Consider the following 18,639-nt stretch of genomic DNA (forward strand, 5'->3'; position numbering starts at 1 on the left):
GGCTGTTAATTTGCACTGAGAAGTGACCCGGTATTTGCACCGAGAAGTGACCCGCCTAGTTGGTATAATGATGCGGTTTGTGGTGTGGTCAAGTCACAGGCTTCTCCTTCTTCAGTTTTGCCGTGGCGGAGCTGGCTTTGAAGCGGAAGCTGTCGTTGCCGGTTTCTAAGATATGGCAGTGATGGGTGAGCCGATCGAGCAAGGCCGTGGTCATCTTGGCATCACCGAAGACACCCGCCCATTCGCTGAAGCTGAGGTTTGTCGTGATGACAACAGAAGTCCGTTCGTAAAGCTTGCTGAGCAGGTGGAACAGCAAGGCTCCGCCGAACGAACTGAACGGCAGGTAGCCAAGCTCGTCGAGTATGACCATGTCGAGCTTGAGCAAGCGATCCGCCATTTGGCCCACCTTACCCTGTGCCTTTTCCTGTTCGAGCAGGTTGACCAGTTCAATGGTCGAGAAGAAGCGAACCTTTTTGCGGTGATGTTCTACGGCCTGCACACCCAGAGCTGTCGCCACATGGGTCTTGCCGGTGCCTGGGCCACCAATGAGGACTACGTTTTGAGCGCTGGCGAGGAACTCGCACAGATGCAACTGTCTCACCAGGGCCTCATTAACCTCGCTAGAGTCGAACGTGAAGGCGGATAAGTCCTTGTAAGCTGGGAAGCGCGCGGATTTGATCTGGTAGGAGATAGATCGGACCTCGCGTTCGGCGGTCTCGGCCTTCAGAAGTTGCGACAGCACTGGCATTGCCGCTTCGAATGCGGGCGAGCCTTGCTCCATAAGGTCGCTGACCGCCTGGGCCATCCCATACATTTTCAGCGATCTGAGCATAATGACGATGGCCGCACTGGCCGGATCATGACGCATGACGGGCCTCCCTGCGCAGGGCATCGTACCGTTCGACATTGGCCAGCGGCTCCTGCATCAGCCTCAGAGCTTGCGGCGCATCAATGGTGTCGGGCGGCGTGGTGCCGTCGATCAGGCGATGCAAGAGGTTCAGGACATGCGTTTTGGTTGGCACGCCCGCCTCCAGTGCGAGGTCGACGGCCTGGAGCACGACCTCTTCGTCGTGTTGAAGGACCAGCGCGAGTATTTCGACCATTTCCCGGTCGCCGCCAGGATGCCTTAGAAGGTTTGCCTGCAGGCGCCGGAAGGCCTCCGGGAGATCAACGAACGGTGCGCCATTGCGTAGAGCCCCCGGTTTGCGCTGGATGACGGCAAGGTAATGGCGCCAATCGTAGACCGTCTTGCCCGGAGCGCTGTGCGAACGTTCGATAATGCGCTCATGCTCACATAGTATCTGGCCTTCGGCTGCCACCACGATACGTTCCGGGTAAACCCGCACACTGACAGGCCGGTTGGCGAAGGAGGCCGGCACGCTGTAACGATTGCGCTCCAGGTGGATCAGGCAGGTGGGTGATACGCGCTTTGTATGCTCGATAAAGCCGTCGAAGGGACGTGCAGGCACCATGAGGTAAGCCAGCTCTTCGGCCCACACGTCGGCGATCGTACCGGGAAGATCCCCGTGGGGAACCTCCCGCCAGTAAGCCAGGCAACGCTCTTCCAGCCACAGGTTCAATGCGGCCAGGTCGGCGAAGGCTGGCATCGGAACCCACAGGCGATGGCGCGCGTCCTGTACGTTCTTCTCGACCTGTCCCTTTTCCCAACCTGACGCCGGATTGCAGAACTCAGCGTCAAAAAGATAATGGCTGACCATGGCCTGGAAACGCATATTGACGTCGCGCGCCTTACCCTTGCCGACCTTATCAACGGCCGTTTTCATGTTATCATAGATGCCTCGCTGCGGCACGCCGCCCAGAACACGAAAGGCGTGGAGGTGCGCGTCGAACAGCATCTCATGCGTTTGCAGTAGATAAGCTCGAACAATGAAGGCCCGACTATGCGATAGTTTAATATGCGCCACCTGAAGCTTGGTCTTCTCACCGCCAAGAACCGCCCAGTCCTCGCTCCAGTCGAACTGAAAGGCCTCACCGGCTGCAAAGACCAACGGCACAAACGTTCCCCGGCCACTTGTCTGCTGTTCGCGAAGGCGGTTCGCTTTCCAGTCACGAACGAAGGCGGAAACGCGGTCATAGGAACCGTCATAGCCAAGGGCTGTCAGGTCACCATAAAGCTGCTTGGTTGTGCGCTTCTGCTTACGTGATTTACCCGCCTCTATGCGAAGCCAATGCGCCAGCTTGTCAGCAAACGCGTCGAGCTTACTGGGGCGCTCTGGAACCTTGAATTTAGGCTCGACATCCCCTGATCGAAGGTATTTACGGATTGTGTTTCGCGACAACCCTGTCCGACGGCATATCTCCCGGACCGGCAACAGATCCCGGAAAGCCCAGCGTCGAATGACGCTCAATAACTCCATGTCTATCACTCCTTGAGCCCTCGCTGTTCAACAACGAGGGGAAGTTCAACATGGGTCAAATCTCAGTGAAAATTATCCTGCCAAATGGGTCACTTCTCAGTGCAAATTAACAGCCTGACCATTCCCAAAAGCAGGATGCCGGAATGATGCAATGCCGCTTCTTCCACGGGTCGCGCCAACTCGGCTTAGTTGGGGCCTCCTCGACTTTCGCATTGAACGAAGTCGCCTTCCAGTCCTTGATTGCGCCATGGTGCCAGTGCGGGATGAGGCTCCAGCGGGCCTTAACCCACTCAAACTGACCCTGATGGTTCCGGATGCAGATGGGCACTTTGTTCGTAGGTCTGATCTCGTAGGGCGCGGCGTCGAAAATATCGGGCTGATGCGTGAAGCTGCCCAACACCTGATGAAGCTCAGCCCATGTGTCAGGGCCTTTGTAACGTCCGCACATGAGCTTTCCCTCCTTACCTCTTGGCGAAGCGTAGCACCGTGAAACGGCAGTGACTACAGGGGGAGGTAGACCTTTCCCGACCGGGCCCCGGCGGCGGTCGAGAAAGGTCCGTCATGCCCTATTTCCACGTTAGGCGGTGACGTAAAAAGCCTACGGCAACCTCCCGAAAATCATCAGGGAATTTTCTGGTGATCTTCAGAAAATTCCGGCCTGATCAGCGGATGATCACGCCGAAATATTCGACACGTTCACCCCGAGCCAGACGGCCGATCGCCTCGCTCGGGGAAATGATGTGCATGATAGCGTAGGCCAATGTGCAGACGCGGGCGTTTGGGTTGGGCGCAAGCAAGCGCAACAGGTCACGATCCATTAGAATTCGTTCTCGTGTATAGGATTGTAAGGAGGGCGTCGCAGATTCCCCGAACCTTGCCGACCAAGACTTTATTTCACAGATCGCTCAAAAAGTCAAGATTTCGGGATCGGACGCGACCCTAAGCCCTCCCCAGCTTATCAATCACATCGTACACGTTTTCACCTCCATCAGTCGCCCAGACCAGGGAGTGGCCCCTGGACGCCGCGATCAGTTCCTCCCGGCACCGACACAGGATTTCGGTATCGACAGGCGTCTTGATGAACAGATTGACCTGAAGCGGCCGCGTATCCACGAGGATGACCGATGGCAACGTCCGCCCCTTCCCCAGATTATAAGTCATAGGCTTCAGGAACCGACGCTTCATCGCGACCGAAGTTGAAATGACCAGCCCGTCATGCAGCGAAAAATACGGGAGCCAGTGTGGGTTGACGATCATCATAGTCAGATCCTCGACCTGAAGCGCCCCCGTTTCTGTCACCGAAGCCGTGAACAGGACCATGAGGTGATGCGGTTTCCCGTTGTCGGTCGGATCACCATGCTGGCGCCACGACGACACTTCGAAGCCGAAGCGTTTCTGCAGTTCGGCGTGCTTCGAGCCGCTCAGATAAATTCGGGTATCGCCCATGCTTTTGAGTACAAGGCGGTGCCCGTATTGGCTCGGCTCAATGGACTTGACCTCGCCAAGGACCATTGCGAGCCGCTTTGGCCCACTCCGGGTCTGGAACCCGGCAAAGAACGACTGCCGGCGGGCACTCTGCCGTTCACCATCGATCTGGTTCCACACCGGGGGAATGTAAAGAAGCTGTGGCAGCGCGAGCTGTTTGACTTGTAAGGTCTGTGCGGTCTGCGACAGGTGCGCCGAAATCACCGCCCAGTTCCGCCGATCCTGCATATTCGGCGTCCACCGGCAGAACTCAGACTTGTCCCAGAGATAGTGCAGGATGGATTTCAGGGTAAGCTTCCGGGACTCAGAACCGGGCGACGTCTTGTCGTCGTCAGCGCCGGCATCGACAGGCTCAGGCGCGCTGGCTGCGGTCTCGGCGCGTTTGATCTTCTTGAGCGAAAAATCGACCGCCAGCGAGGTCATGCCGGTCAGGGGTTCCTCCTTGATCGCGCCGCCCATCAGCGAGCCGATGCCGCTGGCCTCCAGGGGTGGCTCATATTTTTCGCAAACGTAGCGATGCTCGGCGCCGCTGTTGGGCCAGCGCTTCAGGAGATAGCGATCTCCGACTTTTGCGATGTAGAGCGGAACGCCGGGGTCCTGACACAGACAGCGCGGCTGTTCGGTTTTTCGATTGTGGTAGTGATCGGCAAGCAGGGACTGAAACGCCTCGTCATCCGTATCCGGATGGCGGCCACCACAGAGGAGATACTGCGCAGTCATCGGGCGTCCACCCGGTGAGCGCAGCCCAATTCGCCTACAGCACGGTCAATGCGACGAGGAGAAGAATGCTGCCAATGAGCTGCGGCACCTTTTTGAGGTAATAGAACTCGTGCTTTACCACGAAGGTCAATGCGCTCCGAACGGGCGTGGCCCGCCAGTTGTAGCCGCCGAGCGCCAGAGCCTGCTTGAACGACCGGTAATGCGCCGCCGCGATCAGGGCGATGGTCGCCGAGAACAGCAGCCAGGTTTCGGCAAATCCGATCTGCGCGTAAAACAGGTCCATAAGAGACACTCCAGATAGAGCGCCAGCCTAACTCACCACCTGGTAAAATTCGGTAAGCAAAACCCTTCCAAAGACTTAATATATAAGAGGTTTTCATATCAATCTGCTCAAAGCGAGAATGGGATGTCGTGCTGAGTGATCTGCTTTTCGCCAATGTCTTTCTCCTTGTTCAATGATTTCTGATCTTCGGCTGTGTGCTGTCCGCCGGGCTTTAGGACCTCCGACTTGTCCTGTTCGGCTGCCTTTGCCTTTTCAGGCTCCGGCTTCGGGACTTCAGGGGCCTTTTCCGGCAAAGGCGGGGGTTTCGCGCGCTCGGCTCGGTCAGCGAGATCCATGGCGCGGTCGATGTGGTTGAGCGCGCTGGGATTGATGCCGTCATTCTCCGCCAGCCTTCGGAACAGGCTTTTCAGATCGTCCGTCACCCACTGAAATTCCTGCTTGGGTCGAGACGCCATGACGTAGCCGCGGGCCTGGTTGGCAAACTCGCCCATGTATGAGCCGAGGACGGCCACGACCTTGTCGAAGGATGCGCCCTGCGCCCGGTTGGCCGTCAGGCTATAACCATGGGACATGAACCGCGCGACCGGGTCGTTCTCCAGATCGAAGACCTGGGTCTTTACCGACTTGACGCCCTCGATCTCGGCCTCTCTCTGGGTGGTGAGTTTTCTGCCGTTAATCGCGACGACGGTGAAGGCGTCGTTGTTGGTGACGCCGGCCTTCTTGTCGGTGATATTCCACGCCAGCTGATCCCCCACGGACAGCTTGATCGTTTGCTCGCGGTAGACCCCGAAGTTCGGCTCGTCGCGGCCTGAGGTCAGACCGGCCAGACTGTATGATCGTTTGCCGTAGGCTGCGCTCTCCAGCGTAAGCCGGTTGGTTCGCATATCGATGCCGACGACGCTATGCACCGTGTGTCGCCCGATACGGTTGGCCTCATCCGCCTTATGGAAGATAATGCGCTGTCCCAAAGCGTACCCGGTGATCATCCCAAGCTGTTCGGGAGTGCGGTTTTCGGACACGTAGGTTTTGTGCGCCACGTCCTCGCGACCGACAAGGCCCATGTCCTGCAGCTCGGCGCGGATCATGGCATTGGCGATCCCGCGCATCTTATTGGTGCCAACGACGACCTTGGTGTCCGGACCCATTTCCTGCCATTTGGCCACCGCCGCGCGCGCGAGGATCTGATCATCGTTCGACTGCGTCTCCAACACATAGGGACGGATCGATGGCAGCGCCTCCCAAGGCTTGCCGTCGGCCATTTTCATAATGCCGGCGCGCAGGACCGGCATATCGGCCTGACGAATATTATCCTTGAGATAGACGGTTGAGGCCCCGGCGTGCATGGCTAGGCGCGCGGGCGCGCCTGCCTCCATGGCCGCGAGCTGGCGTTCGTCAAAGGAAAAGATGACCTTGTCGACGCCGGCGCGCTCCGCGACATCGATAATCCTGTCCATCTGGACGTTGGAGAGCATCGAGCCTTCGTCGACCAGAAGCCATTTACCCTTCAGGTTGGCCATTTGACCGGACGGCACGATCTGACCGGAGCCTTTCTGCTGCTGAAGCAGAAACATCTGGACCGTATCTGTCGCGATCCCGGCCCGGTCTGCCAGTTCGCCCTTGGCCTTGTGGGTGGGGGCCAGCGCGACAATCTCGACCTGACCGCCGGACAACCTGTCGAGCGTCTGGCGCACCAGATCGAAGGTGGTGGTCTTGCCGGTGCCGGCGGACCCATGAATGACCGAGTAGCGCGCGCCATCCGTCAGGACGTGCTGAACGACGGCGGCTTGCTGCGTGTTCGGGGCCAGCGCCTTGCCTTCGGCGACGATGCCGTACATGGCGCGATCGGTTGCCTCCGGCGTAAAGTTTTTGGAACGGGCCTCCGAACGGATAACCCGCTCGACGATGGCGTCTTCCATGGCGATAGCGCGTCTGGTCGTGATGTGCGCCAGCTTTTCCTTATCCGCCTTGACGATCTCCGGACGCTGCAGGAAGCCTGTGGCCTGATAGTCCTGAATCCGGTGCCGGTTCCCGTTGGCCAGCATGGCGTCGAAGATGACGGCATAGGGCGTGAATATCGTGGACTGGCGTTCCTGACTGCGCAGACCGAGCGCCAATGACGCCTCGGCGGAGAGATCACGGGTTCGGCCTAACACCTTCTCGTCGATATAGGCCATGACCTTACCGGCCAGACCGATATCGCCCTTGCGCTGAGGCGTCAGGTCTTGCCCGACCTCCCGCGTTTTGGCCGCACTGGCGATCTGGTCGAGATCGACGCCGGCGTCCTTAGCGACCTCCTTCCATAATGCTTGCTGCACCTCCCGGTCGGTCAGAAGCTTCTGCGGCCGATCTTTCAGGATCAGGGTCTGGCGCTCGCCCTTGCTCAGTTCGCGGCCCTTGTCGGCCTCTGCGGCCTTGATCTTCCCCATTATCTCTACGTGACGCTTCGAGAAGGTCTCGATCAGGAGGTCGGCGGGACCGATCCCCGTCTTGCCATTTTCAGCGCGATGGGCCGCGGAGAACTCCGCAATCTCCCAGGTCCCCTGTGTCTTACCCTGGACCAGATTATAGCCGAGCTTCTGAAGCTCGTGGGCGAACTCGGCTTTCTGGACATTGCCGAGGAACTGTTGGTGCTTATAGAGGGGGTCGGTTTCAAGGGCCCGCCATGTCCCGTCCGCCATCCGGGTCGCGTTGGCCAGGACGACGTGATTGTGCATTTCCGGATCGCCCGCCCGCGACATCGAATGGCTCGTCGTCGCATAGGTGAAGTTCCCCGTGAGCATCTGCTTCGGAGCACCACCCTCCGTTCGCTGGCGGGTGATGGAAAAATGCTTTTCGGCATAGTCCATTGTGGTCTGAACCGACCGATTGAACGCCGCCTGTATGCGTTCATCGCCGGCAACCAGGGCCATGATCGAGGCCGACTTGGTGGCCGAAAACGTCATGTCCCAGCCGGGGGCGTGTTTCGGGATGGTTTTTCCGGCCTCAGACTCGCCTGAGGAGCCCGCCTGTTCACGCAAGGCTTCGTCCGCCTTCGACAGGGCCGGCCCATTGGGGTCGGGGTTGATGCCCTTCAGGACCTTTTTAAAGTCCAGACTATTGGCTTCGCCGACCAGGCCAAGGAGGGTTGCCCCCTCCCCGCCCCAGCGCAGGTTCGGGGTGTTGGCCTCACCGGTGACGTAGTAATCGTCCTTGCCGTAATAGTCGCCGGAGCGAGAAGCGCTTTTCAAACGGGTGATCTTCAACATCAGGGCAACCCGATATATCCGTCGTGATCGAACAGGGACCGTTGGCGATCCTCCTCATCCGACTTCGACTTCTGCTGGGCCGCCGCGGCGTCTGAAGGGGAACCTTCCGATCGTGCGCCTTCCTCGACCGCAGGTCTGGTATCGAGTTCCGGATCTGGCACTTCCCGCTTGGCCTCGGTGGCATCCGGCGCCAGCAGACCTTCGGCTATGCTCGCCCGTTTTTCGGGGTTTTGCGCGTCGAAACCTTCGTCCGTATGTGCCGTACCGCTACTGACGGATTGCGCGGCCGGGTTCGATATGCTTTGGGCGGATGACAGGTCCTGCGCGCTGATCTCCCGATTGTCCGCGCCCTGCCCTTCCGCCTTTATCCGGTCGAGGAGCGCATAGAGCTTGGAACTGGACCGGTCCTTCTTCATGAATTCGTCGATCGGATCGGGCCCGACGCGAGGTACGAAACCTTCCGTGTCGGTTGATCGGTCGCGGTAGCGAAACTTGACCGGCGCGACCGGGAACGGTCGGCCTTCGCGAACATTCGAGACCCGAAGCACACCCTGGAACATGGGAAAGTTCATGATCTCTTCGGGCATGAAGACGAACTCGGTCTGCTCCTTGGTATTCAGCGAGACCCCGTCGCGTAGCTGGTGGGCACCATAGGAGGTATTTTCCTGCGTCCGGCTCACTTCCCGCTGGCCTATCTGCTCAGCCATAAAGCGCGCCGTGTCCGGGTCCTGACAGCGCAGGATCAGCTTGGTCGCAAGCTGGCCGATGATGGTCTGGGCCTTTTTGTCGCCGTAGATGTCATCGAGCTGCGAGACCTGCTGCATGCCCATGATCATCGATCCACCGTACTTGCGCAGGCGCGCCGGGGCATCGGCGAGGATCTCGACCTTACCCAACGAATGGAACTCGTCGAGAATGATGTGGGTGATCTTCTTCGACTGCGCCGGGGTGCGGGTGAACAGGGTTGTGATGGCAATCGACGACCAGTGCGCAATCAGCGGGCTGAGCGAGGCTTCCAGATGCTGGGGCCGGGACAGGAACAGCAAGCCATGGGTCTGCGGACTGTTGATCCATTCGGAAATCGAGAAGTCTTCGCGGCCGTTCAGCAGGTGCATCATCCGGGTGATGCCGTTGACGATAACCGAGCGTAGCGACTCCGAGCGCAGGCCTTCTTTTTCCCCAAGGGTACGCTCGGCCGGGGTGTTCTTCAGGAAGTAATGCAGGGTTTCGAAGTCGCCGATGATGAGCCATATCAGCTCCTCGATGGTCGGCTTCTCATTGAAATGCTGGCGTTTGATGACACCGAGTTTATAGCCGGCGTTGCAGTAGATCTGGCGCGACGCCAGCGTCCAATAGGGGTCCTGGCTGCCTTTCGACAGCGGGAAAAGGTCGGCGGCGGCCTGCTCCCACGAGGCATAGTCGGCGAGATCGTTGAAGGGCGACCAACTGCTGGTGCGGCTGTCGAACGGATTGAGGATAACGTCACGCCCTTCCTTGTAGTGGGCGCGAATATATTCCAGTTCCGGATCGTAAATGATGGCGCATTCACGCCGCCGGTTGATGGATTCGATAAGGCCGTGGATGGCCTGCGACTTGCCAGAGCCAGGCGAACCGACGACGAGGGAGTGCTGATACAGCGAGTTTATCGGCAACTCGACACCGACGATACGGTGATGCTCATAGTCGCTAAACCGCTCATATATGTCGGCGAGACCGGCGGCGCGCGCACGTACCGTGAGATCGCGGACAATATCCGCATCGGACTTGGCCAGCGTGCCAGACACCCAGTTCGGCAGGTCGATGGCCCGGTAATATCGCAACGCCTGACCGTACAGCGCCCCACTTGCGCCACCGGCATAGGGGATGAGGGCGGTGCCGGTCGATGGCGCCGGCAGTGCCAGCAATGGCCGTGACGGTTGAAGACGACGGCGCAGGATGGCGAACGTATCCGAGGGCCTTTCGATGATGCTTTTTAGGACATACAGGGCGTCGCGCCAGCCCGCTTTGAACCCGGTCTCCAGATGCTTTTCGATCGGCGGCGCCGGGTTTCCAACGATGGCTTCAATGGCCTTTCGATTGAGCTTACGGATTTCATCGGCGTTGAACTTCTGGATTTGCTGACGCAGGGAAGCGACCGATGCGATGGTCTGGCCGCGCAGTTCCTTGTCCTCCAGCTTCTGCTGCCCCTGACGGATGAAGAGGATGGTTGCGAGCGCCAGAAGGGCTGCCGCGCCGGCGAAGAAGAGGAGGGTCGCATAGAAGATCAGCTCGCCGTACCGATCCAGAACGCCCGCCACATAGGGCAGGCTTTCATAATCGGAAACGGACACGACCAGCGACGTGCCGTCGGGCTGTTTGACCGTGACCTGTTGCGGCAATGGACTGCCAAAGAACCGGCAAAGCTGCGCAACAATCGCAAGTCCTCCGTACAGCTGTTCGTCGTCCGTGGCGTGCTTGTTGACGCTGTAGATGCAGAACACGCCCCACAGGGCGAGCATGATCAGGAATTTCTTGGCAATCTCCCAGACCATTTCGACGGTGTGGGATACGGTCTGACCGCCGCGCAACCAGGCGGCACCGGTCGTTCGTTCGGGACGGGGCTTCTGTTCGGACATAATGGCTTCCCTCCCTGCTCAAGCCGCTTCGTCGGCGTCGACATAGGCTTCGAGGAGCCGGGCGAATTCGAGCACGAAGCCGTCCTGGGCCGTCTCGATGCGGGCGCGCACCTCGTCGGGAACGGCAGGCGTCGATCCGAAGGTCGAGGTGAAGGTGCCGGTTATCCGATCAAGCCGGCCGCGCAGGTCATCCGGGGGCAGGAGCTTGGTCGCGATCTGCAGGGCCATGGATGCGCCGATATAGGCGTAGCGGGCCGACTGATGCAGAAGATAGTCGCGCGCCTCGACGGTGTGCTTCTCGAGGGCATTCTGGATGAGGTAGCGGATAGGGACGCCGGATTGCTCGGACTGGGCGACGAGCTTGGCGTAGGTTTCCTCGCGGATATAGACGCGAAGTTCCTTGATATTTTCCCGGGGCATGACGGGGCCGTCCTTGAGACAGCTGACAGATTGTCAGCAAACGGCCACGGTCTAAGGTACTGAATAGGCTATAGAATCCGTCCAAAAATGGCAAGAAAATTCGGATACGACACTTTGTCGTACGCCACCCCCCTCATAAGCCATTGATTTCGCGCAAAATACTTATCCACAACCGTGCGTCAGGTGTACATACTTTTTTCGAGTATTTGGAGCCTGTTTTGGGGGCACGGTTCAGAGTCATTTTTTCCGCTCTAACGCTTGAGAAATAGGGATTTGCAAGAGTTTCACTCCAGCTGGAATACAAAAGCATCACGAGATGGAGCGTGTCAATATTCCCCGTTTGTTCCCCGCTGGCGACAGTATGGCCGCATTTTGAGTGCGAAACGCTTGGCGAACCTAGATGTTAGAGCCCGGCTTTATTCGAAGCCGTAGGCTTTTAATTGCGGCGGACCAGCTCCATTAGGCGCTCATTCAGCAGCCTACCCCGTATGGCAACCCTACGTAGTTGATCGCACACGCCAAGCGCGTTACCGTAAACCTCGAGGGGTGGGTTTGCGAATTGGCGTCGTAACTCACGGACAAGAGAAACGTGAGCATGGCCATCATTAGTCGAATTAAAACTCTGAAGGGCGTTGGTATCCTAGCCGACAAAACAGCAAAAGATTTGGGTGCGGAGTTTCTACGCTACAATCTTGTTTACGGCTTCAATGGATCGGGAAAGAGCACGTTATCGCGGGTATTTGCGTGCCTAGAGGCTGGCGAGCACAATGAGGCGTTGCCAGACCAATGCGCGTTCGAGATTGAGATGGATAACTCGCAAACCTACAGCTCTCCAAAGAAGCTCGGAGGTCTTGAGAACCGGATTTGCGTGTTCAACGTGGATTTTGTAGATCGGAACTTGCAATGGGGTGTAGGTCGGGCCAACTCCATTTTCTATATCAGCAAACAACAAGCTGATCTCGCTGGCGAGTTGCAGGCCGCTATAGACTCCGTGCCCGCTGGCGCTGCTGCAAAAGAGGCCCAGTCCAAGGTAGTCAGCACCACTGAAAAGGCGGTTAAAAGCTATCGTACAGAGCGGGCGAAGCTCGTTTCGAGCTCACTGCATCTGGGAAACAGGCGCTACGAAGCTGGCCAGTTGCAAAGTGACTACGAAAAACTACCGACCGGGCCTGAATCAGTGCTTGGGAGTGACGAACTTGAAGCATTGATAGAAATAGCGCGATTGACGGCACCAGCGCCTACCTTACCGAACCTCGCTTTCGATCCATTGCAGGTGCTATTCCAAATCGAACGGGCACGCGCTTTTGGGAAACTCAGTATTGGACAGGTGGTGCTTGATGAACTCGAAAGCCATCCGGCAATGGTGCGATGGATTAAGGAGGGGTATGACTACCACGTTTCAAACGCGCTAGATAACTGCCTTCTGTGTGGAAACTCGTTCAGCGTCGCACGCAAAGAAACGCTGGCGGCTGCGTTGGATGAGAAAATTTCTTCCCTGATGGGACAACTGAACGACGCCCACCTAGCGGTCCGAACCATACTTGAGGGTGCAATTTCGCACCCGAAAGAGTGGCCAACCCTCGTTGAGCTAGACCCCTCACTGCAGGCTAGTTACGTGCAAGCGTTGAATGACCTAACGGTGAACTTCCAAAACACCGTCACGCATCTACGCGAGGCTGAGCGGATCATACAGGTCCGTTTAGCGCAGCCCACGTCGCCAGTCGAATTCACGCTACCAGACGAATCCGAGTTGACCGCACTGTTCGAAGAATTAGCCGCGTCCTTAACAGCGGTGAACAACCTTATCGACGAGCATAATACAGCCACAGCTAATTTCGCAAAGCGTCAGGAGGAAGCACGAGAGAATATCCGAAAGCATTTCCTCGCGGAAGGTAAAGCTGATTACGTAGCGTTGGTATCTGCGCACAGCGATGCGGAGCGGACGTTGGACCAGATCGACGAAAGCAATTCTGAAACTCAAAGGAAAATTCGAGAACTAAGCGCAAAAGTGAAGTCGCATGGATTGGCTGCCGAGCAAATTACGAGCTTGATGCGAACTTACCTAGGGCACGGTGAATTAGCCATCGTAGCCGTGGCCGATGGATACGAATTGCATCGCCATGGGAAACTTGTGCGAGGGCAACCAAGTGAAGGCGAAAAAACCGCCATAGCACTGTGCTATTTCCTCTCTACGCTTGAGGCGGATGGCAGGTCTCTCAAAGAGCTAATCGTTGTAATTGACGACCCAATATCTAGCCTAGATACGAAGGCGATGAATTATGCCTGTGCGCTGATCCGAAACCGTCTATCGGACGTCCGACAACTTTTTATACTCACCCACAATCCGCACTGCATGAACGAATTTAAAAAGGCTTGGCGCAATTGGTCTAAAGCCGAGAACGATAAACCTGCGAAGGCTAAGCTGCTGTTTATGGACGTGCGGATGCCCGCTACATCCGGCCTCCGCACTGCGTCTATAATTGAAATGCCAAGTCAATTACGCGGCTATGACTCCGAGTACCATTTTCTTTATTCCAAGATGCTTGAATTCGAGGCGGTCGGCGAAGGCCACTCTGAGTATTGGTTCATGATGCCAAACGCAATACGCCGTGTTCTCGAAATTTTTCTAGCGTTTAAGGTTCCGGGTAGCCACCCGATCTCACAAAAACTGGATGCTCTAGCGAAAAGGCTCGGCGAATTCGACAAAGCTCGGATCATTGCGCTTGAACGCCTGACACAGGTCGAGTCGCATTCTGACAGCCTTGACGACCTGATAACCCACTCGGCGATGACAGTGGAGGAAACACGGGACGCCAATGCCGCACTTCTCGCTCTCGTGTTAGCCGCAGATGCCGAACACGCAACTGCGATGCGCAGCCAGTGCAGGCCTACCTAGCATTCGATAACTGCGGACAAAGCTGAAAAAACACACCTGCGGCCTTATCCTCATACCATAGTGATGGTAGGCTCTAACACAAACACAGTTCGAGACAATTAATGAAGTCTGAGTTAGTCCACGAGATTCAGCGCTTTCGTAACGACGTCAGCCGGGCAAACAACGAATCTGCCAAAATATCACTCCTCACAAGCCTACTGACGCGGCTATTCGACGGCGACGACGCCGGCGAGATCATTAGGCAGTTCTCGTTAGGGACTGAAAAGGCGATTTTAAATGTTCATAGGGCGGGAAAACTGTCACAACGGGGGCGCGCCGATACTCAGTACCAGCGGATAATCATTGAGTTTGAAAAAGATCTGAAACTGACGGAGAGGCATGCGAAGGACCAGCTTGCCGACTACCTATCCGGTATTTGGAATAGCGGCGAGGTCTACAATTATACCCTTATCTCATCAGATTGTTCCACTTGGATTGTATACTCCCCGGACTTATCGACGGCCGAGAAACTAAAATCGGAGGGAGTAATATTTGCAAGCGATATAATACTTGAAGAGAAAGAGAGATTTGAGCTGAATGTCTCAAATTCGGAAGAATTTTACTATTTTCTAGACGCTTATTTATTTAAGTCTGAAAAACAAAAGGCTAGCCTTGAAAATATTAGGCGGGATTTCGGCCAGACTTCTGATACCTTTATCGAAGCGTACGGAGCAATGTACGCATATTTTCAGACTGTCAAAGACACTGGCGAAGTACAAGTAGCGTTTGAGCAATGGCAGCGCTTTTTAAGCATTGCCTATGGCTCTTTCGATGCGTCAGAACAGATATTCATCATACATTCGTATTTGAGCATTTTTGCAAAAATACTGGCATATGAGATTATTACCCAAGATGATCACATCGACGATGCTGAGCTAAAGGGGATTATTAGAGGATCGATATTTACAACAAAAAATGTTGTAAACTTTACAGATAACGATTTTTTCCACTGGATAGGCTCTGATGCCGCGTTTGTGCCGCTCAAGAGAGCGTATAGAGCCCTTGTAGCAAAAATTGACGGCTACGACTTTAAGGATGTCGATGAGGACATCCTTAAAGGAGTATATCAAGAATTGATTGATCGCGATACTCGTCACCATCTTGGGGAGTACTACACTCCAGACTGGCTATGTGAGCGCGTTGTCGAAAACCTAGACCTGAAAAAATCAAGCAAGATAATGGACCCATCCTGCGGCAGCGGATCGTTTCTTCGTGCGACTATCGGTAGGTTAAAAAGAGAGTATCCAGATATTTCTGCCGACCAGCTGGCCGATCAGGTTTGCGGAATCGACATACACCCGCTGTCGGTTCTAGTCGCAAAAACTACTGTATTGCTCGCTCTGGGAGATAAAATTCAGGCCGCGACACGACCCATCGTATTGAATGTATTTTTGGCCGACACGCTCTTAACCCCGACAGGCTCAGTAAACCTTGACCTGTTCGGGGACGAATTTAAACTTTGGATTGACCGCTCTCAGTACTCCATCAATACGAGCGTTTTCAACAATCCGGGCGCGTTTGACGCCGCCGTAAATATCGCCGAGGGCCTCGCGGACTTTACCAAAAATAGCCCCTCTTTGGATCAGAAGGCTTTCGCGTCTGCACTTGGGAAAAAAGTTCCGAACATTCCAAGCCATCTTATCAACAGCTTCTACAATATCTACATTGGACTCAAGACAGCCAAAGAAGAGAACAGAGATAGCATTTGGAAATTTATAATACAAAATTTGTACAAGCCTTGTTTTTATTATAGACAATTTGACTTTATTGTAGGAAACCCGCCTTGGTTTACTTATAGTTCCATTGGAAATTCACAGTACCAGAACAGACTCCGGGAACTCGCTGCAGACCATAATCTCACTTCAAAAGTTGCAAACCTGCCCCACCTTGAGATCGCTGCTATTTTTCTGGCACACTGTACCAACTATTTCCTGCTCGACGGGGGAAAGCTGGCATTCGTGTTGCCTCGCAGCTTTTTCTCTGCGGATCATCATGACAATATCCGGTCCGGCAAAGCCCTCAATATGAAGATCATAGACCTATGGGATTTGGATGGAGTTTCACCCCTTTTCAATGTCCCTTCTTGCGTTCTGTTTACCGAACGACCTCGACCAAACTCGGATCGCAATTTACCGAAAAGCGGACGCAAGGGCAAAGAATTCAAAGGACGCCTGAAAGCTCACAACTTGAACTGGGAGCAAACGAAGGATAAAATTAGCTTTACTCCACGGACTTACCACTATTCTAAATTAGGCCAAGTTTCGGCGTTCACAGAATTCAAGCTCAAACCGGACGCCAAGCAAAATCATTATAAGAAGCAATTTAAACAAGGCGCCACAGTTGTACCTAGAAATTTTTACTTCGTGGATGTCACACAGGATTTTTCCGGACCGATTGGAAACAGGATACTTACTGTAAAAAGTTCGAAGAGCATGGAGAAGGATGCGAAAGCACCTTGGAAAAACTTACCTCCGTTTGAGGGCAGGATCGATACTAACTTCTTATTCCGAACTGCAATATCGCGAAATGTACTGCCGTATTACCTCCACAATCCCGAACTGGTATTGCTTCCTGCGCGTATTGGAGAAGGTCGCAAGTTAGAGATGTTGTCCTCCGATGACATTTTTTCTTCTGGCGAGATTGACACCGCAAAGTGGTTTCGAAGCACTGAGGATGCTTGGAACAAGCTCAAGACGGAAAAAAATAAATCTATCACTGCGTCCGAGTGGGTGGACTATCATGGAAAACTAACTCAACAAGACATGAGCTGCAAGTATGTAGTTTTGTATACTTCTTCCGCGAAAGACGCAAATGCGTGCGTCGTTAGCAGGGATGATTTCGACTTAGAATTCATAGTTGAACATAAGACCTATGGTTACGGAACCAATGACGAAGACGAAGCAAACTATATATGCTCTTTTCTCAACGCCACTGAACCCAACAGATTAATAAAGGCATTTCAAACTCGCGGATTATTTGGAGCGCGTGACGTTCATAAAAAGATACTCGAGGTTCCATTCCCAGCCTTCAAACGTTCCGACCCAGACCACATGTCGCTAGCTCTGCAAGGAAAAGCAGTGGCCAAAAAGGCCAGTCTGTTTTTCACCGAGAACCAGCTGCCGACGCACCTCGGCACACGTGATCTTGGCCAAGCAAGGGTGAAAGTGAGAAAGTTCTTAAAGTCGGAACTAGAAACCATAGACAAATTGATAAAGCGAATTGTTGAGGACTAACGCCATGTTGCTAGCCGATTAGGTCACTTATTTGTTGCGCAATGGAGGTGAGTTTCAAATCGTCGAAGTGTGTGTAGCGGGCAGTACTGGCCATCTTCGAGTGGCCTAGTAAGCACTGTATGGTGGGAAGTGGCAGCGTGTGTCTTGCTGCAAGACTGGCATAGGTGTGTCGCAAATCATGGAGCCTAAACCGGCCCAACGCGGCATCGCGACGCACAAGGTCCCAGTAGGTTTCCATTGGAACTGGCCGACCATCGCCCCGATTGAAGACCGGTGTCAGTGCTATCCCCCTCTTCAGACTTCGTAAAATAGCCGAGGCCTGAGAACATAGCTGCACTGTACGCGGACCAGTTTTGCTGTCATCCAAGAGAATTCGCGCTCCGCGAACCTCTCCCCAAGTCAGCCCTACGATCTCTTCTCGTCGGCAACCGGTGAGCATGAGGACTTGAAGCGCCTTAGTCTGAATGGGGTATTCCTCCCTGTGCTTTTCCATCGCCTGGCCCAGACGTTTGAACTCGGCCTTTGATAGGTAACGCCCCACCTTACGGCGGGGGTTCATCTTGACGCCTCGACAAGGGTTGCTTCCGTGTGGACGCAGCCCCCAGTCCTCGGCTTTGGACAGCGCTGCCTTTAAACGTTGAAAGACACGATTGGCAGCTCCCGGTGATCCCTTGCGTGTCGCGGCCCCCAGCCAACGCACAACGTCTTGACGGGTGATTTCCTCGACGCCCATCCCTATAAAGGCGTCGTTCAGGTACAAGCGACGGTATCTGTCTTCTGTCACCTGCGTTGACGGCTTCCATAGTGGCCGCGCCACCAGCCAATAATCTTGGAGGTAGTCCTGAAACAGCGGGGTGCGACGCGCGTGCAGGCGACTGTCGGCCAAATTGCCATCTGGGTCCGAGTAGTAGATGCAACGCCTTGCGATATCCAAGGCGTCCCTTTCACTGATGATGCTGGCATTGCCAATTGTGATGGTGCGGCGTCCGGTCGGCGTCGGGCATTCCACGATATAGACGCGACGACCGCTGGTATATTCCCGCAGGCCAAAACCCGGCTGCATTTTCGACCATGTGACGGCGCGCGATGCTTTCGAGGTTGAATCAGGCTGCATCTGAAAACCCCAGAAGCTCGACCACAGTCGCCCCAACGGTTTCCGCCGCGTCGTGAACGCACTGATCGTCGAGGTGGGCATAGCGCTGTGTTGTGAACCGCCCCGGCTTTGCCGGAGGCTCCAACTTCTGAGAAGATGGAGCTACTATGAACAAAACGACGAACAAGTTTTCACCTGAAGTCCGCGAACGCGCTGTGCGGATGTTTCTCGA

The 18,639-nt window shown here is 55.3% G+C and carries 13 protein-coding genes; 2 read left to right on the plus strand and 11 right to left on the minus strand.

Features of this window, described 5'->3' with window-relative positions; all coding sequences use genetic code 11:
- Positions 1-88: 88 nt before the first annotated feature.
- The 9 genes from istB to PQU92_RS14635 form a co-directional block, all read right to left on the minus strand.
- The gene (istB, locus tag PQU92_RS14595; RefSeq protein WP_272748978.1) at positions 89-868 is read right to left on the minus strand and encodes an IS21-like element helper ATPase IstB; all 780 of its coding nucleotides are present in this window, start codon (positions 866-868) and stop codon (positions 89-91) included.
- On the minus strand, positions 858-2,378 hold the full coding sequence (gene istA / locus PQU92_RS14600) for an IS21 family transposase (protein ID WP_272748979.1): 1,521 nt from the start codon (positions 2,376-2,378) through the stop codon (positions 858-860). Before istA ends, istB begins: the two co-directional genes overlap by 11 nt.
- A gap of 106 nt (positions 2,379-2,484) precedes the next feature.
- Positions 2,485-2,826, minus strand: a complete 342-nt coding sequence (locus tag PQU92_RS14605; protein ID WP_272748980.1) for an SOS response-associated peptidase family protein — start codon at positions 2,824-2,826, stop codon at positions 2,485-2,487.
- 214 nt (positions 2,827-3,040) lie between these two features.
- Positions 3,041-3,196, minus strand: coding sequence for a hypothetical protein (locus tag PQU92_RS14610; RefSeq protein ID WP_272748981.1), 156 nt, complete (start codon positions 3,194-3,196; stop codon positions 3,041-3,043).
- Positions 3,197-3,317: 121 nt separating this feature from the next.
- Positions 3,318-4,583 (minus strand): DUF1173 family protein, encoded by a 1,266-nt coding sequence (locus PQU92_RS14615; RefSeq protein ID WP_272748982.1) that lies wholly within the window; start codon positions 4,581-4,583, stop codon positions 3,318-3,320.
- A gap of 34 nt (positions 4,584-4,617) precedes the next feature.
- Positions 4,618-4,866, minus strand: coding sequence for a hypothetical protein (locus PQU92_RS14620; RefSeq protein ID WP_272748983.1), 249 nt, complete (start codon positions 4,864-4,866; stop codon positions 4,618-4,620).
- Between the two features lie 107 nt (positions 4,867-4,973).
- The gene (gene mobF, locus PQU92_RS14625; protein WP_272748984.1) at positions 4,974-8,111 is read right to left on the minus strand and encodes a MobF family relaxase; all 3,138 of its coding nucleotides are present in this window, start codon (positions 8,109-8,111) and stop codon (positions 4,974-4,976) included.
- Positions 8,111-10,726 (minus strand): type IV secretion system DNA-binding domain-containing protein, encoded by a 2,616-nt coding sequence (locus tag PQU92_RS14630; RefSeq protein WP_272748985.1) that lies wholly within the window; start codon positions 10,724-10,726, stop codon positions 8,111-8,113. Before PQU92_RS14630 ends, mobF begins: the two co-directional genes overlap by 1 nt.
- 18 nt (positions 10,727-10,744) lie before the next feature.
- Entirely contained in the window at positions 10,745-11,146 is a 402-nt protein-coding gene (locus PQU92_RS14635; RefSeq protein ID WP_272748986.1) for a hypothetical protein, read from the minus strand.
- 595 nt (positions 11,147-11,741) lie between these two features.
- Here PQU92_RS14635 and PQU92_RS14640 point away from each other — a divergent pair.
- On the plus strand, positions 11,742-14,042 hold the full coding sequence (locus PQU92_RS14640; RefSeq protein ID WP_272748987.1) for an AAA family ATPase: 2,301 nt from the start codon (positions 11,742-11,744) through the stop codon (positions 14,040-14,042).
- Positions 14,043-14,143: 101 nt separating this feature from the next.
- The gene (locus tag PQU92_RS14645; protein ID WP_272748988.1) at positions 14,144-17,314 is read left to right on the plus strand and encodes an N-6 DNA methylase; all 3,171 of its coding nucleotides are present in this window, start codon (positions 14,144-14,146) and stop codon (positions 17,312-17,314) included.
- A 10-nt stretch (positions 17,315-17,324) separates the two neighbouring features.
- On the opposite strand, the gene PQU92_RS14650 is transcribed toward PQU92_RS14645, so the two are convergent.
- Entirely contained in the window at positions 17,325-18,428 is a 1,104-nt protein-coding gene (locus tag PQU92_RS14650; RefSeq protein ID WP_272748989.1) for a tyrosine-type recombinase/integrase, read from the minus strand.
- The coding region (locus PQU92_RS14655; protein WP_272748990.1) for a hypothetical protein at positions 18,418-18,639 on the minus strand (222 nt) is incomplete at its 5' end. The genes PQU92_RS14655 and PQU92_RS14650, both read right to left, overlap by 11 nt.

The organism is Asticcacaulis aquaticus, from assembly GCF_028550415.1.
Taxonomy (GTDB): Bacteria; Pseudomonadota; Alphaproteobacteria; order Caulobacterales; family Caulobacteraceae; genus Asticcacaulis; species Asticcacaulis aquaticus.

Bases quoted from the DNA above. Each gene is read 5' to 3' on its own strand.
- istB (WP_272748978.1), bottom strand. From the start codon at position 868: ATGCGTCATGATCCGGCCAGTGCGGCCATCGTCATTATGCTCAGATCG.
- istA (WP_272748979.1), bottom strand. From the start codon at position 2,378: ATGGAGTTATTGAGCGTCATTCGACGCTGGGCTTTCCGGGATCTGTTG.
- PQU92_RS14605 (WP_272748980.1), bottom strand. From the start codon at position 2,826: ATGTGCGGACGTTACAAAGGCCCTGACACATGGGCTGAGCTTCATCAG.
- PQU92_RS14610 (WP_272748981.1), bottom strand. From the start codon at position 3,196: ATGGATCGTGACCTGTTGCGCTTGCTTGCGCCCAACCCAAACGCCCGC.
- PQU92_RS14615 (WP_272748982.1), bottom strand. From the start codon at position 4,583: ATGACTGCGCAGTATCTCCTCTGTGGTGGCCGCCATCCGGATACGGAT.
- PQU92_RS14620 (WP_272748983.1), bottom strand. From the start codon at position 4,866: ATGGACCTGTTTTACGCGCAGATCGGATTTGCCGAAACCTGGCTGCTG.
- mobF (WP_272748984.1), bottom strand. From the start codon at position 8,111: ATGTTGAAGATCACCCGTTTGAAAAGCGCTTCTCGCTCCGGCGACTAT.
- PQU92_RS14630 (WP_272748985.1), bottom strand. From the start codon at position 10,726: ATGTCCGAACAGAAGCCCCGTCCCGAACGAACGACCGGTGCCGCCTGG.
- PQU92_RS14635 (WP_272748986.1), bottom strand. From the start codon at position 11,146: ATGCCCCGGGAAAATATCAAGGAACTTCGCGTCTATATCCGCGAGGAA.
- PQU92_RS14640 (WP_272748987.1), top strand. From the start codon at position 11,742: ATGGCCATCATTAGTCGAATTAAAACTCTGAAGGGCGTTGGTATCCTA.
- PQU92_RS14645 (WP_272748988.1), top strand. From the start codon at position 14,144: ATGAAGTCTGAGTTAGTCCACGAGATTCAGCGCTTTCGTAACGACGTC.
- PQU92_RS14650 (WP_272748989.1), bottom strand. From the start codon at position 18,428: ATGCAGCCTGATTCAACCTCGAAAGCATCGCGCGCCGTCACATGGTCG.